14 protein-coding genes are annotated in these 14724 nt (G+C 72.2%); 8 read left to right on the plus strand and 6 right to left on the minus strand.

Annotated elements, in window-relative coordinates; genetic code table 11:
• Nucleotides 1-19: 19 nt before the first annotated feature.
• Nucleotides 20-769 (minus strand): GntR family transcriptional regulator, encoded by a 750-nt coding sequence (locus tag AB0H82_RS11640; protein ID WP_362991346.1) that lies wholly within the window; start codon nt 767-769, stop codon nt 20-22.
• Nucleotides 770-797: 28 nt separating this feature from the next.
• Nucleotides 798-2156, minus strand: coding sequence for a homogentisate 1,2-dioxygenase (gene hmgA / locus AB0H82_RS11645; RefSeq protein ID WP_362991348.1), 1359 nt, complete (start codon nt 2154-2156; stop codon nt 798-800).
• Nucleotides 2157-2257: 101 nt separating this feature from the next.
• On the opposite strand from hmgA, the gene AB0H82_RS11650 reads away from it, so the two are divergent.
• The 3 genes from AB0H82_RS11650 (at nt 2258) to AB0H82_RS11660 (ending at nt 5722) form a co-directional block, all read left to right on the plus strand.
• The gene (locus AB0H82_RS11650) at nt 2258-2890 is read left to right on the plus strand and encodes a TetR/AcrR family transcriptional regulator (RefSeq protein ID WP_362991350.1); all 633 of its coding nucleotides are present in this window, start codon (nt 2258-2260) and stop codon (nt 2888-2890) included.
• Nucleotides 2891-3035: 145 nt separating this feature from the next.
• Nucleotides 3036-4457, plus strand: coding sequence for a citrate:proton symporter (locus AB0H82_RS11655; RefSeq protein WP_362991351.1), 1422 nt, complete (start codon nt 3036-3038; stop codon nt 4455-4457).
• Nucleotides 4457-5722, plus strand: a complete 1266-nt coding sequence (locus AB0H82_RS11660; protein ID WP_362991353.1) for an MFS transporter — start codon at nt 4457-4459, stop codon at nt 5720-5722. The genes AB0H82_RS11655 and AB0H82_RS11660 overlap by 1 nt, the downstream gene beginning before the upstream one ends.
• Here AB0H82_RS11660 and AB0H82_RS11665 read toward each other — a convergent pair.
• The gene (locus AB0H82_RS11665; RefSeq protein ID WP_362991355.1) at nt 5706-6923 is read right to left on the minus strand and encodes a S8 family peptidase; all 1218 of its coding nucleotides are present in this window, start codon (nt 6921-6923) and stop codon (nt 5706-5708) included. The genes AB0H82_RS11660 and AB0H82_RS11665 overlap by 17 nt on opposite strands.
• Before the next feature lie 471 nt (nt 6924-7394).
• Between AB0H82_RS11665 and AB0H82_RS11670 the strand changes: the two genes are divergently transcribed.
• Nucleotides 7395-8783 carry an aldehyde dehydrogenase family protein gene (locus AB0H82_RS11670; RefSeq protein WP_362991357.1) on the plus strand — a complete coding sequence of 463 codons (1389 nt, stop codon included), beginning with the start codon at nt 7395-7397 and terminating at the stop codon, nt 8781-8783.
• 62 nt (nt 8784-8845) lie between these two features.
• Entirely contained in the window at nt 8846-9925 is a 1080-nt protein-coding gene (locus AB0H82_RS11675) for a zinc-binding dehydrogenase (RefSeq protein ID WP_362991542.1), read from the plus strand.
• Between the two features lie 28 nt (nt 9926-9953).
• Here AB0H82_RS11675 and AB0H82_RS11680 read toward each other — a convergent pair whose 3' ends face one another.
• The gene (locus AB0H82_RS11680) at nt 9954-10886 is read right to left on the minus strand and encodes an urea transporter (RefSeq protein ID WP_362991544.1); all 933 of its coding nucleotides are present in this window, start codon (nt 10884-10886) and stop codon (nt 9954-9956) included.
• 220 nt (nt 10887-11106) lie between these two features.
• On the opposite strand from AB0H82_RS11680, the gene AB0H82_RS11685 reads away from it, so the two are divergent.
• Nucleotides 11107-11682 (plus strand): TetR family transcriptional regulator, encoded by a 576-nt coding sequence (locus tag AB0H82_RS11685; protein ID WP_362991359.1) that lies wholly within the window; start codon nt 11107-11109, stop codon nt 11680-11682.
• Here AB0H82_RS11685 and AB0H82_RS11690 read toward each other — a convergent pair.
• Both AB0H82_RS11690 and AB0H82_RS11695 read right to left on the minus strand, forming a co-directional pair.
• On the minus strand, nt 11672-12430 hold the full coding sequence (locus AB0H82_RS11690; RefSeq protein ID WP_362991361.1) for a winged helix-turn-helix domain-containing protein: 759 nt from the start codon (nt 12428-12430) through the stop codon (nt 11672-11674). The two genes, AB0H82_RS11685 and AB0H82_RS11690, sit on opposite strands and share 11 nt — an antisense overlap.
• A gap of 43 nt (nt 12431-12473) precedes the next feature.
• Entirely contained in the window at nt 12474-13124 is a 651-nt protein-coding gene (locus tag AB0H82_RS11695) for a TetR/AcrR family transcriptional regulator (RefSeq protein WP_362991363.1), read from the minus strand.
• A gap of 95 nt (nt 13125-13219) precedes the next feature.
• On the opposite strand from AB0H82_RS11695, the gene AB0H82_RS11700 reads away from it, so the two are divergent.
• Nucleotides 13220-14371 (plus strand): acyl-CoA dehydrogenase family protein, encoded by a 1152-nt coding sequence (locus tag AB0H82_RS11700; protein WP_362991365.1) that lies wholly within the window; start codon nt 13220-13222, stop codon nt 14369-14371.
• A 60-nt stretch (nt 14372-14431) separates the two neighbouring features.
• Complete coding sequence (locus AB0H82_RS11705) at nt 14432-14719, plus strand: YiaA/YiaB family inner membrane protein (protein ID WP_362991367.1); 288 nt, start codon at nt 14432-14434, stop codon at nt 14717-14719.
• Nucleotides 14720-14724 lie beyond the last annotated feature (5 nt).

The raw sequence follows: 14724 nt of genomic DNA on the forward strand, positions 1-14724 counted from the left end.
ACGTGTCCGCCCGGAGCCGTCACGTCGCGTCGAGCGTGACGGAGAAGGAGAAGCGGTCGCCGCGGTAGTGGATGCGGGCCACGTCCAGGGTGCGGCCCTCCTCGTCGTACGTGACGCCGGTGTAGTGCAGGATCGGGCTGAGCAGCGGCACTTCGAGGAGCCGCGCGGTCTCCGGGTCGGCGAGCGTCGCCTCGACGGTGTCCGTGATGCGGCTGATGCGGACGCCCACCACGTCGCGCAGGACCTTCGTCATGGGCCAGCGCGCGAGGTCGGCGGGCTCGATGCGGGCGGCCAGTTCGGGGCGGACGTAGTTGCGGGCGTGGTTGGTGGGCTCGCCCGTCTTCTCGTCGCTGCGCAGCCGGTGGTACGTCGCCACCTCCGCTGACCCCGGGAAGTGCCCGGCCAGTTCGGCGGGGAGCGGAGCGGTGCCGTGCTCCAGGAGCCGGGTGGTCATGCCCGACTGCTGGGCCACGATCGCGTCGACCGAGCCGAGCAGCCGGACGGGGGAGCCGCGCCGCGCGCTCGGCTCGATGAAGGTGCCGCGCCGCCGGTGGCGGGTGATGAGACCCTCGTCCTCCAGCTCCTTCAGCGCCTGCCGCATGGTCAGCACGCTCACCCCGTAGTGCCCCGCCAGCTGCTCCTCGGTGGGCAGCCGGAGCGGGGCGTCGGGGGTGCGGCCCAGTATCGAGGCGCGCAGGGACTGCGACACCTGGTACCAGAGCGGCAGTTTCCGATTCAGGACGATCGAGTCCGGGGCAAAAGCGGTCACGGTCTCTCCGAATCAGCGTGGTAAAGCGTCAGTTGCGGAAGTGGCGCTCCAGACCCTGCCATACGTCGTCGTAACCGCGCTGCAGGTGGGACGCGGTGGCCGCCTGCTCCGTCGCCGTCACCGGCCAGCGCGTCTCGAACATGAAGGCGAGGCCGTCGTCGATCTTCTGCGGCTTCAGCTCGGCGGCCGACGCCTTCTCGAAGGTCTCGCGGTCGGGCCCGTGCGCGGACATCATGTTGTGCAGCGAGCCGCCGCCCGGCACGAAGCCTTCCGCCTTCGCGTCGTACGCGCCCTCGATGAGGCCCATGTACTCGCTCATCACGTTCCGGTGGAAGTACGGCGGCCGGAACGTGTCCTCGCCCACCAGCCAGCGCGGCGCGAACACCACGAAGTCGACGCCCGCGAGGCCCGGGGTGTCGGACGGCGAGGTGAGCACGGTGAAGATCGACGGGTCCGGGTGGTCGTAGCTGATCGAGCCGATCACATTGAAGCGGTGCAGGTCGTAGACGTACGGGACGTGGTTGCCGTGCCAGGCGACCACGTCGAGCGGGGAGTGGTCGTACGTCGCGCGCCAGAGGTTGCCGCAGAACTTGTTCACCACCTCCACCGGGCCCTCGACGTCCTCGTACGCGGCGACCGGCGCCCGGAAGTCCCGTGCGTTCGCCAGGCCGTTGGCGCCGATCGGGCCGAGGTCGGGGAGCTGGAAGGGTGCGCCGTAGTTCTCGCACACGTACCCCCGCGCGGTCGCGTCGAGGAGCTCCACGCGGAAGCGGACGCCGCGCGGGACCAGCGCGACCTCGCCGGGCTCGGCGTGCAGCAGCCCGAACTCGGTGCGCAGGAGCAGCCCGCCGCTCTCCGGCACGATCAGCAGCTCACCGTCCGCGTCGCTGAACACCCGGTCCACCATGGAGGAGTTGGCGTGGTACAGGTGGATGCCCATGCCGGTGCGCTGCGTCGCGTCGCCGTTGCCGCCCAGGGTCCACAGGCCCGCCAGGAAGTCCGTGCCCGGCGCGGGCTCAGGGAGCGGGTTCCAGCGCAGCCGGTTCGGGTCGGGCACCGACTCGGTGAAGGGGGCCGTGCGGAGCGCGCCGTTGTCGACCCGCGTGAACCGCGGGTGTGCCGCCGAGGGGCGGATGCGGTAGAGCCACGAGCGGCGGTTGTGGGCGCGCGGCTCGGTGAAGGCGGAGCCGCTCAGCTGCTCGGCGTAGAGCCCGAGGGGGGCGCGCTGCGGCGAATTCCGGCCGTGCGGCAGGGCGCCGGGCACCGCCTCCGAGCTGTGTTCGTTGCCGAAGCCGGAGAGATAGGCCAGCCCCTCGGCGGTCTTCCGGGCGTCGCCCCCCGTGCCCGCGCCCGCTCGGCCGGCGTTGCTTGCGTGGTCCCCGCGCATCACAGCTCCCTCGTCAACGATTCCTATGGGACACCGTAGGATTCGCGTTTTCCTTCCGCAAGAGGAAGCCAGGAATGTGAGCGGTGCTCTACTCTCCCGGGATGCGCCACCCGAACCCGCCCAAAGACGCTCGGTCTCCCGCCTCCCTGCGCCGCGTCCCCGTGCAGGAGCGCAGCGCCGAGCGGCTCACCCGGATCCTCGACGCCTGCGCCGCCGTCCTCGACGAGACCGGCTACGAAGGCCTCACCACCCGCGCCGTGGCCCAGCGCGCGGGCGTCCCGATCGGCTCGGTCTACCGCTTCTTCGGCAACAAACGGGCCCTCGCCGACGCCCTCGCCCACCGCAACCTCGACGCGTACGCGGAGCGCGTGGCCGCGCGCGTGACCGGCGTGGAGCGCGGCGACTGGCGCGGCGCCGTCGACGCCGCCTTCGACGAGTACCTGGCGATGATGCGCACCGTCCCCGGCTTCGGCCTCGTGGACTTCGGCATCCCCTCGGCCCCCGACGCGATGCCGGACGCCAACTCGCAGGTGGCCGAACGGGTGGCGGCCCTGCTCGCGGGACACCTGAACCGCCCGCTCGACGCCGCACTGCGCCGCACGATGCTGGTCGGCGTCGAGGCGGTCGACGCGGTCCTCCAGCTGGCGTTCCGCGCCGACCCGGCGGGCGACGCCGCGCTCGTCGACGAGGCGCGGATCCTGCTGCACGCGTACTTCGCGCGGTCGCTGGACTGAGCCCGGTCCGACACCCGGCCGTGACCAGGAGTTTTGCGCTTATTGCTCGCGCGTCAACATCTTGTTAACGCTGGATAGCGGGTCCTAACGTCGTCCGGACCGCCAGACCTGGTGGGAGTTCGATGGTGAACGTTAGGTAGCCCCCATGCTGACAATCCTCGGATTCGTCATGATCGCCACCTTCCTGGTGCTGATCATGATGAAGAAGATGTCGCCGATCGCGGCGCTGGTGCTGATCCCCGCGCTCTTCTGCGTGTTCGTAGGAAAGGGAGCCCATCTCGGGGACTACGTCCTCGACGGCGTCGGCAATCTGGCGCCCACGGCGGCCATGCTCATGTTCGCCATCGTGTACTTCGGCGTCATGATCGACGTCGGCCTCTTCGACCCGATCGTCCGGGGCATCCTGCGCTTCTGCAAGGCGGACCCGATGCGCATCGTGGTGGGCACCGCCGTGCTCGCCGCGATCGTCTCCCTCGACGGCGACGGCTCGACCACCTTCATGATCACGGTCTCGGCGATGTACCCGCTGTACAAGCGCCTCAAGATGAGCCTCGTCGTGATGACGGGCGTCGCCGCCACCGCCAACGGCGTCATGAACACGCTGCCCTGGGGCGGCCCGACGGCCCGTGCCGCGACCGCGCTGAAGGTCGACGCCGCCGACATCTTCGTCCCCATGATCCCGGCGCTCGCCATGGGGCTGGTCGCCGTGTTCCTCCTCTCGTACGCACTGGGCCTGCGCGAGCGCAAGCGGCTCGGCACGCTCTCCCTGGACGAGGTCCTGGAGAAGGAGACGGCGGCCGAGACGGTCCTCGTGGGCACGGGCGGCGACGGCCGGACCTCGCTCACGAAGAAGACCACCGGCGGAGCGGGCTCCGGAACCGACGCGGACACCCCCGGCGCCGATGACGAGGCGGACGACGACGGGTTCCAGGGGCTGGACCCCGACCGCCCCACCCTGCGCCCCAAGCTCTACTGGTTCAACGCGGCCCTCACCGTCCTGCTGCTCACCGCCATGATCATGGAGTGGCTGCCGATCCCGGTCCTCTTCCTGCTCGGCGCCGCCCTCGCCCTCACCGTCAACTTCCCGCACATGCCGGACCAGAAGGCCCGCATCGCCGCCCACGCGGAGAACGTCCTCAACGTCACCGGCATGGTCTTCGCCGCCGCTGTCTTCACCGGCGTCCTCACCGGCACCGGCATGGTCGACCACATGGCCGACTGGCTCGTCGACGCCATCCCGGAGGGCATGGGCCCGCACATGGGCCTGGTGACCGGACTGCTCTCCATCCCGCTCACCTACTTCATGTCCAACGACGGCTTCTACTTCGGTGTCCTGCCGGTCCTCGCCGAGGCGGGCCAGGCGCACGGCGTCGGCACCCTGGAGATCGCCCGCGCCTCCATCGCCGGTCAGGCCCTGCACATGTCGAGCCCGCTGGTGCCCGCCGTGTACGTCCTCGTCGGCATGGCCAAGGTCGAGTTCGGCGACCACACCAAGTTCACCGTCAAATGGGCCGTGCTCACCTCGCTGGTCGTGCTCGGCTCCGGAATCCTCTTCGGCATCATCTGATGCCTGCCGCGTCGTCCGGGCCCGGTGGCAGGGGCTGGCTGCTCCGTCTCGTCATCGCCTTCTGCTTCGCGCAGGGGGCGGTGTCCATGGCGCGGCCCGCCGTCTCCTACCGGGCCCTTTCGCTGGGCGCCGACGAGCGGGCCATCGGCGTCATCGCGGGCGTCTACGCCCTGCTGCCGCTCTTCGCCGCCGTGCCGCTCGGACGCCGGACGGACCACGGGCGGTGCGCGCCGCTGCTGCCCGTCGGCGTCGTGCTGATCTCCGGCGGCTGCGCCCTCAGCGGTACGGCGGGGTCGCTCGCGGCGATGGCCGCCTGGAGCGGGGTGATGGGGCTCGGCCACCTCTGCTTCGTGATCGGCGCGCAGTCGATCGTCGCCCGGCAGTCCGCGCCCGCCGATCAGGACCGCAACTTCGGCCACTTCACCATCGGCGCCTCCCTCGGCCAGCTGATCGGGCCGATCGTCGCGGGCGCCCTGATCGGCGCCGACACGGGCCGCACGAGCGCCTTCGCCCTCATCGTCTCCGCGGTGGTCGGCGCGGTCTCCCTCACCTCGCTGTGGCGCATCGAGCACAAGCGTCCCGAGGCCGTCCGAAAGCGTGCCGAGCGCGTGCCGGTGCTCGGCATCCTGCGCGCCCGTGGCGTGCCCGCGGGCATCTTCATCAGCCTCGCCGTGCTCTCCGCGACGGACATCCTCACGGCCTACCTGCCGGTGGTCGGCGAGCACCGGGGCATCGCGCCCGCCACGGTCGGCGTGCTGCTCTCGCTGCGGGCGGCGGCGACCATCGCGTGCCGTCTCGTGATGACACCGATGATCCGGCTGCTCGGCAGGGCCGCGCTGCTGACCTGCACCTGTCTGCTCGCCGGGCTGCTGTGCGCGGGGCTCGCGCTGCCGGTTCCGGTGTGGGGGCTCGCCCTGATGCTTGCCGTGCTCGGCTTCTGCCTCGGCGTCGGACAGCCGCTCTCCATGACGACGGTCGTCCAGGCCGCGCCCGACGACGCGCGCTCCACGGCGCTGGCGCTGCGGCTCACCGGCAACCGGCTCGGGCAGGTGGCGGCGCCCGCGTCCGCCGGTCTCGTCGCCGGGGTCGCGGGGGTGGCCGCGCCGTTCGTGATGCTGGGCGGGCTGCTGCTCGTCGCGGCGGGTCTCGGCGTACGACAGGGCACGCGCGGAACCCCCGGAGGCGCCGACTGCCTCCGGGGGGCCGAGCGGAGTGCGGGCCCGCGAACGGACCCGCAGCCCGAGGGTGTTACTGAACGATCTTGAGGAGCTTGTTCGGCGAACCCGTGCCCGGGCTGGTCACCACGCTCGGCGTGGCACCGTTCACCAGGGCGGAGGAGACCTGCGCCGGCGTGGCCGAGGTGTGGCCCGCCAGGTAGATCGCCGCCGCGCCCGCGACGTGCGGGGTGGCCATCGACGTACCGGAGATGGTGTTGGTCGCCGTGTCGCCGGTGTGCCAGCCCGCCTTGATGGAGACGCCCGGCGCGAAGATGTCCAGGATCGAGCCGTAGTTGGAGAAGCTCGCCCTCGCGTCGTTGCTGCCCGTCGCGCCGACCGTGATGGCCGCCGGGACGCGCGCGGGGGAGGAGTTCGCGGCGTTGGTGTTCTCGTTGCCCGCCGCGACCGCGTAGGTGACGCCGTCGGCGATGGAGTTCTTCACGGCGTTGTCCAGCGAGGTGGACGCGCCGCCGCCGAGCGACATGTTGGCCACGGCCGGGGCACCGGCGGCGTGGTTGCTGGTCACCCAGTCGATGCCCGCGATGACACCGGCGGTGGTGCCGGAGCCGTTGTTGTCGAGCACGCGGACGGCCACGATCTTGGCCTTCTTGGCCACGCCGTACGTCTTGCCCGCGATGGTCGTGGCGACGTGCGTGCCGTGGCCGTTGCCGTCCTGGGCGGTGCTGTCGCCGTCCACGGCGTCGTAGCCGTTCACCGCGCGGCCGCTGATCTCGGAGTGCGAGATGCGCACGCCGGTGTCGATGACGTACGCGGTGACGCCGGAGCCCGCGGTGTCCGGGTAGGTGTACGACCCGGACAGCGGCAGCTTCGTCTGGTCGATGCGGTCCAGGCCCCAGGGGGCGTTGGTCTGCGTCGCGGTGGCGCGGAGTCTCTGGTTCTGCTCGACGGAGGCGACGGCGGGATCGGCGGCGAGTCTCTTCGCCTCCGTCTCGGTCAGCTTCGCGGAGTAGCCGTTGAGCGCGGACTTGAAGGTCTTCTGCACCGAGCCGCCGTACTCGGCTATGAGGTCCTTGCCCTGGCTCGTGGCGGCCTTGAGGCCCGACCCGTTCTTCAGCGTGACGATGTAGCTGCCCTTGATCGCGTCGGCGGAACCGGCCGCGAGCACGGTGCCCTGGCCGGCGGGGGCGGCCTGGGCGGGAAGGGCGGTGACCGTACCGATGACAGCGGCGGCGGTGGCGGTCGAGATCGCCGCGGCGATCACAGTCTTCTTGCTGCGAAGCATGGCCATTACGAGGGAGTCCTCCTCATTGGCGGCGTGCCCGGGGTCGGGCGCGCGACTGTGGGGGGTGTGCGCGGGATCGCACACACAGAAGGGAGCGGTGCGTGCCGCTCCCGTCGCGATCAGCAGAGTGGCTGTTCGAGGAGGGGAGATCAAGAGTCCCGACGCCTTGTCATGCGTCTGTCACGTATTTGAAATCGAATACAAGGCGAATGGGTGGGGTGTGTCCGGAAAACAGCGCAGGGCGGAGCGGGGCACGCCGAGCGGGCGTACGGTCGGCCACCGCTCCGGGCGCTGGTCAGCGGCCTCGTGCGGGCCTCAGGGGGACCTGGAAGCAGGGTGGACCGGAGCTCGACCGGGGCTGGAACCGGCCCGCGGGGCGCGGTCGCGGCGGTCGGCGGCCGCTCGGGGCAGGGGCCCCTGGTGTCTGAAAACTATCAGCGCTAGTTTGTAGCGCGGACGACAACCTGGAGGAATGCGATGAAGGCCCACGACGGGATGTACATCGACGGCGCCTGGCGCCCGGCTGCCGGCACCGACACCATCACGGTCCTGAACCCGGCCGACGAACAGCCCGTCGGCCAGGTCCCCGCGGGCACCGCGGAGGACGTCGACGCCGCGGTCCGCGCCGCCCGCGCCGCCCTGCCCGGCTGGGCCGCCACCCCGCCCGCCGAGCGCGCCGCCCTGATCGGCGCCCTCCGCGACCGCCTCGTCGCCCGCAAGGACGAGGTCGCCGAGACCGTCACCGCAGAGCTGGGCGCCCCGCTGCCGTTCTCGCAGGCCGTGCACGCCGGGGTGCCCATCCTGGTCTCCGGCTCGTACGCCGAACTCGCCGCGACGCACCCCTTCGAGGAGCGCGTCGGCAACTCCACCGTCTACCTGGAGCCGGTCGGCGTGGTCGGCGCGATCACCCCCTGGAACTACCCCCTCCACCAGATCGTCAACAAGGTGGCCCCCGCGCTCGCCGCGGGCTGCACGGTGGTTCTCAAGCCCGCAGAGGACACCCCGCTCACCGCCCAGCTCTTCGCCGAGGCGGTGCACGAGGCGGGCGTGCCCGCCGGTGTGTTCAACCTGGTCACGGGTCTCGGGCCGGTCGCGGGCCAGGCGCTCGCCGAGCACGAGGGCGTCGACCTCGTCTCGTTCACCGGCTCGACGGCGGTCGGCAAGCAGATCGGCGCCACCGCGGGCGCGGCCGTCAAGCGCGTCGCCCTGGAGCTCGGCGGCAAGTCCGCCAACGTCATCCTGCCGAGTGCCGACCTCGCCAAGGCCGTCAACGTCGGCGTCGCCAACGTCATGTCCAACTCCGGCCAGACGTGCAGCGCCTGGACCCGCATGCTGGTGCACACCGACCGGTACGACGAGGCGGTGGAGCTCGCCGCGGCCGCCGCCGCCAAGTACGGCGACCGCATCGGCCCCGTCGTCAACGCCAAGCAGCAGGCGCGGGTGCGCGGCTACATCGAGAAGGGCGTCGATGAGGGCGCCAGGATCGTGGCGGGCGGCCCCGAATCGCCCAAGGAGCGGGGCTACTTCGTCCAGCCGACGGTCTTCGCGGACGTCACGCCCGAGATGACCATCGCCCAGGAGGAGATCTTCGGCCCGGTCGTCTCGATCATCCGGTACGAGGACGAGGACGACGCCCTGCGCATCGCCAACGGCACCGTGTACGGCCTCGCGGGCGCGGTGTGGGCGGCCGACGACGCGGAGGCCGTCGCGTTCGCCCGCCGCATGGACACCGGCCAGGTCGACATCAACGGCGGCAGCTTCAACCCCCTCGCGCCCTTCGGCGGCTACAAGCAGTCGGGTGTCGGCCGCGAGCTGGGTGCCCACGGCCTGACGGAGTACCTCCAGACGAAATCCCTGCAGTTCTGAACCGCCCGACCCCGAGCCCGCCAGCCCGCCAACTCGCCAACTTCCCCAAGGAGTACGTGAACGTGGTCCGCGCCGCCATCCTCCCCGCCGTCGGCTCTCCGCTGGAGATCGCCGAGATCGACCTGCCGGAGCCGGGCCCCGGCCAGGCCCGGGTGCGCCTCGCGGCGGCCGGGGTCTGCCACTCCGACCTGTCCCTGACCAACGGCACCATGCGGGTGCCGGTGCCCGCCGTCCTCGGCCACGAGGGCGCGGGCACCGTGGTCTCCGTCGGCGAAGGGGTCGCGCACCTCGCGCCCGGCGACGGCGTCGTCCTGAACTGGGCGCCCTCCTGCGGCAGTTGTCACGCCTGCTCGCTCGGCGAGGTGTGGCTCTGCGGCAACGCCCTCGCGGGCGCCGCCGACGTCTACGCCAAGCGGCAGGACGGCTCGGACCTGCACCCCGGCCTCAACGTCGCCGCCTTCGCCGAGGAGACGGTGGTCGCGGCCGACTGCGTCCTGCCGGTGCCCGACGGCGTCCCGCTCACCGACGCGGCCCTGCTCGGCTGCGCCGTCCTGACCGGGTACGGCGCCGTGCACCACTCGGCGCGGGTCCGCGCGGGCGAGAGCGTCGTGGTCTTCGGCGTCGGCGGGGTGGGCCTGGCCACGCTGCAGGCGGCCAGGATCGCGGGCGCCGGGCAGATCATCGCGGTCGACGTCTCCCCGGCGAAGGAGCAGCTGGCGCGCTCGGCCGGCGCCACCGACTACGTGGTGGCCTCCGAGACCACTCCGCGCGAGATCCGCAAGCTCACCGGCGGCCACGGCGCCGACGTCGCGGTCGAGTGCGTGGGGCGGGCGGTGACGATCCGCGCGGCCTGGGAGTCGACGCGGCGCGGCGGGCGCACCACGGTGGTCGGCATCGGCGGCAAGGACCAGCAGGTCACCTTCAACGCCCTGGAGCTCTTCCACTGGGGCAGGACCCTGTCCGGCTGCGTGTACGGCAACTGCGACCCGGCGGTGGACCTGCCGGTCCTCGCCGGGCACATCAGGGCGGGCAGCCTGGACCTGGGCGCCCTGGTGACCGACCGGATCGGCCTCGACGGCATCCCGGCCGCCTTCGAGAACATGATCGCGGGCAAGGGCGGCCGGGCGCTGGTCGTCTTCTGAGCCGCACCGGGCCGCTCCCGGGCCGCCGTCAGTCCCCGGCCGCCGAACCCGTCAGCCGGGGAAAGGACTTGGCCGCGGCCAGGAACACGAGCGTGGTCAGCACGAAGGGCCAGGTGAAGGCGTGCCCGCCGGCCGGGGCGGAGAACGCCGCCACGGCCGGGCCGAGCGCCGTCGCGGTGGCGGCGCCCACGAGCGCGTACGCGAGGGTCGCCGCCCGCACCGGCAGGAAGACGCCGCACAGGGCGAGGGCCACCAGGACGGAGTTGTACCCCGCCGTGCCGTCGGCGAGCTGCGCGGCGGGGGCGCCGAGGGCCCACGCGGTGCCCATCCCCACGGCGCTGCCGAGGCACGCGACGGCCGCGGTGCGGCGGCCCGCGACGAGCAGGCCGAGCAGCAGCAGGGCGCCCACGTACCACTGCGGCATGAAGAAGATCTGGCCGAAGCCGGCGAAGAACCCCCGGGCCAGATCGGCGGGTCGGAGTGCGGTGGAGCCCGTCGCGGCCCGGGCGAGCGCGGCCGGGCCCTCCCCGTGGTGCCAGACGTGCCGGAAGCCGGGCGCGGCGACGGTCGCCGCGGAGGCGGTCAGGCAGAACGGCAGGGTGAGCGAGGGCAGTTCCCAGGCCCCGAGGAACCGGACCACGGCCGCGGTCACGACCGTGACGACCACGCAGCCCGCGACGGCGAGCAGCGCCGTCGACACGTGCTCCGCGCCGAGGAAGACCGCGAAACTGAGCGCCGTGAGACAGGCGTTGAACCCTTCGAGGCCGGTCGCGACGCGGTCGCCGGCCACGCCGAGGAACCGCGCGGTGGCCGTGCCCACGGCGGTGCCCGCCAGGCCGTAGAGCCCGTACTCCCAGCCCGCCGCGAACAGCGCCACGCAGAAGACGGCGCCCGCGGCGACGCTCGGCAGGAAGGTCACCTGCGCCTGGCCGCGCGCCACTTGTGCGGCGAAGAGGCGGATCGCCCCACCCGCGCCGTCGGTCGAGCCCCCGGCATCCAGCGCATCCGTCGCGTGCTCCACGGCCACTCCCGCGTGATGTCCCTTGTTACGGCCTTGTTTCGTCCGGCAGGACGGATGCAGGTTACAGCTACCTCGGGGCGGGGCGGCGGCCGGTGGGCGGCCGCATCCAGTACTCTTCCCGTAGTGGTCTAGGTGTAGTACTGCGGATGGAGTGGTGGAGATGGTGCGCAGGAACGACGGGCGGCGGGCGGCTCTGGTGGACGCCGCCATCGAGGTGCTGGCCAGAGAGGGGGCCCGCGGGCTGACCTTCCGGGCGGTGGACACGGAGGCCGGGGTGCCCACGGGCACGGCCTCGAACTACTTCAGCAACCGCGACGACCTGCTCACCCAGGCGGGCGCCCGCGTCTACGAACGCCTCACGCCCGACGAGGCGGAGGTCGAGCGGCAGCGCACGGCCAAGCCCGACAAGGAGACCTACGTCCAGCTGATGCGCGAGGTCGTCGGGCGCGTCAGCGGCTTTCGTACGGGCTATCTGGCGCTGCTCGAACTGCGCCTGGAGGCCACCCGGCGCCCGGAGCTGCGGGCCGTCCTCACCGACCGCGTCCGCGCCGACCTGGAGGCCAACCTCGCGTACCACGCCGACTCCGGGCTGCCCGGCGACGCGACGGCGGTCAAGCTGCTGTACATGGCCTTCAACTGGCTCATCGTCGAACAGCTCACCCTGCCCGACGTCCTCTCGGAGGCGGAGCGCGACGCCCTCGTCGCGGCCGCGGTGGAGCGCATCGTCACCGACTGACGGTGTCCCGGAGGCCCTCGATGCCGAGATGGGTGGCGAAGGCCAGGGCCCCGGCCGGCGTCACCCGCACGGCACGCTCCGAACCGATCCGCTCGCACCAGCCCATGGCCAGCGCGTGCCGGCACAGCGCCGCCCCCGCGACCCCCGCGAGGTGGGGTCTGCGCTCCGTCCAGTCCAGGCAGGCCCGGGCCAGCGGGCGCCGCCCGCCGCGCACGAGCTCGATCCCCAACTCCCCGAACCAGTCCACCCCTTGACCGGTCAGGGCGAACCCGGTGTCCTGCCGCAGCAGTCCCCGCACCGTCATCGCCCCGGTGATCGCGATCCCGAGCCGTCCCGCCAGGTGGTCGTAGCAGGTGCGGCCCCGCGCCATCGCGCCGGCGGCACCGGCCTCGCGCAGCGTCCGAGGTCTGACCGGCGTGCCGGGCGCCGCGTGGGCGGCGAGGTCCTCGACGAGCTGGGCGACGTGCGCGTCGGCGAGCCGCACGTACCGGTGGCGGCCCTGCCTGGCCTCGGCGAGCAGCCCGCCCGCGACCAGCCTGCCCAGGTGCTCGCTGACCGTCGACGCCGCGACACCCGCGTGCCGGGCCAGTTCGCCCGCCGTCCAGGCCCGCCCGTCGAGCAGGGCGAGCAGACAGGCCGCGCGCGTCTCGTCGGCGAACAGCGCGGCGAGGGAGGCGAGGGCGGGGGCGCCGGCGGTCGCGGTGGTGCGGGCGGTCGCGCCGGAGTTCTTCGTGGGGCCCGGGTTCATGCCTCCAGGGTGCGGCAGGAACAGTTCGGCAGGCACCGAAGTGTCACAGGCGCTGGGCCGCCACCTGTTGGTACTGCAGGGCGAGCCCGTCGAGCAGTGCCTGGAGGCCCGCCTCGAAGGCGCGCTCGTCGATGACCTGCTGGCGCTCGGCGAGGAGATGGGCCTGTCCCAGGTGCGGATAGTCGGCGGGGTCGTAGGCGGTCTCGTCGTCCACGAAGCCCCCGGCGAACGAGCCGAGGGCGGAGCCCATGATGAAGTACCGCATCAGCGCGCCGATCGACGTGGCCTGCGCGGCGGGCCAGCCCGCGTCGACCATCGCCCCGAACACGGCGTCCGCGAGCCGCAGTCCGGCCGGGCGGCGGCCGGGGCCGCGCGCGAGCACCGGAACGATGTTCGGGTGCCGCGTCAGGGCAGCCCGGTAGGAGACCGCCCAGTCGTGCAGCGCGGTCCGCCAGTCGCGCCCGTCGGCGGCCTCGAACATCGACAGGTCGACCTGCGCGCTCACCGAGTCCGCGACCGCCTCCAGGATCTGGTCCTTGGTGCGGAAGTGGTTGTAGAGGGAGGGCCCGCTGACGCCGAGCTCGGCGGCGAGACGGCGCGTGGAGACGGCCGCGAGTCCCTCCGCGTCGACGAGGGCGCGGGCCGTGTCGACGATGCGTTCTCGGCTGAGGAGGGGCTTGCGCGGTCGGGCCATGCGGCACATAGTAGGGCTGCCGCAACAAACTAGCAGTGCTAATTTAAATGCGACCTAACTTGAAGTAACCCGACCCTGCCGAAGAGGTGCCCACGATGAACCTGGAGCTCAGCGACGAGCAGGCCGCCGTCAGGAAGCTGGCCGAGGACTTCGTCGCGCGCGAGATCGCACCGCACGTCGTCGAGTGGGACCGCGCCGAGAGCGTCGACCGTGCCCTCGTGAAGAAGCTCGGCGACGTCGGCTTCCTGGGGCTCACCATCGACGAGGAGTACGGCGGCTCGGGCGGCGACCACCTCGCGTACTGCCTGGTGACCGAGGAGCTCGGCCGCGGCGACTCCTCCGTGCGCGGCATCGTCTCCGTCTCGCTCGGCCTGGTCGCCAAGACCATCGCGCACTGGGGCAGCGAGGAGCAGAAGCGGCAGTGGCTGCCGGGGCTCACCTCCGGCGAGTACGTCGGGTGCTTCGGGCTCACCGAGCCGGGCACCGGCTCCGACGCGGGCAGCCTCACGACGCGGGCCGTCCGCGACGGAGATACGTATGTCCTCAACGGCACCAAGATGTTCATCACGAACGGCACCTGGGCCGACGTCGTGCTCCTCTTCGCCCGCACCAACGACACCCCGGGCCACAAGGGCGTCTCCGCCTTCCTGGTCCCGGCCGACACCCCCGGCCTGACCCGCCGCACCCTGCACGGCAAGCTCGGCCTGCGCGGCCAGGCCACCGCCGAACTCGTCCTGGAGGACGTGCGGGTCCCCGCGTCGGCCATGATGGCGCCCGAGGGCAAGGGCTTCTCCGTCGCCATGTCGGCCCTCGCCAAGGGACGCATGTCGGTGGCGGCCGGCTGTGTCGGCATCGCGCAGGCCGCCCTCGACGCGGCGGTGCGGTACTCCACCGAGCGCGAGCAGTTCGGCAGGACCATCGCCCACCATCAGCTGGTGCAGGAGCTGATCAGCGACATCGCGGTGGACGTGGACGCCGCGCGCCTGCTGACCTGGCGGGTCGCCGACCTGATCGACCGTGGGCAGCCCTTCGCCACGGAGTCCTCCAAGGCCAAGCTGTTCGCCTCCGAGGCCGCCGTGCGCGCCGCCAACAACGCCCTCCAGGTCTTCGGCGGCTACGGTTACATCGACGAGTACCCGGCGGGCAAGCTGCTCCGCGACGCCCGGGTGATGACCCTCTACGAAGGCACCAGCCAGATACAGAAGCTCGTCATCGGCCGTGCGCTGACCGGGGTTTCGGCCTTCTGAGTACCGACCTGAGTACGTGAGCGGATACCGGGCCCGCCGCCCCTCGCCGAAGCTGTCGGCATGACCGAGCCCCCCGTCAAGCAGCAGACCACCAACGCCTTCTACGGCCAGGCCGTGGCCTCCTTCGCGATCTCCCTCGGCGCCGTCGCCGTCGGCATCGGCTACCTGGACGCCTCCGCCTGGGTGCGGGGCTTCCTCGCCATCGCCGTGCTCTATCTGACGACCTCCGCGTTCACCCTCTCCAAGGTGATCAGGGACCGGCAGGAGGTGGACCAGATCGTCAGCAGGGTCGACCAGGCCCGCGTCGACAGGCTCCTCGCCGAACACGACCCGTTCGCAAAGCCGTGAAACCG

Source organism: Streptomyces sp. NPDC050732 (assembly GCF_040654255.1).
In the GTDB taxonomy this organism is placed as follows: domain Bacteria; phylum Actinomycetota; class Actinomycetes; order Streptomycetales; family Streptomycetaceae; genus Streptomyces.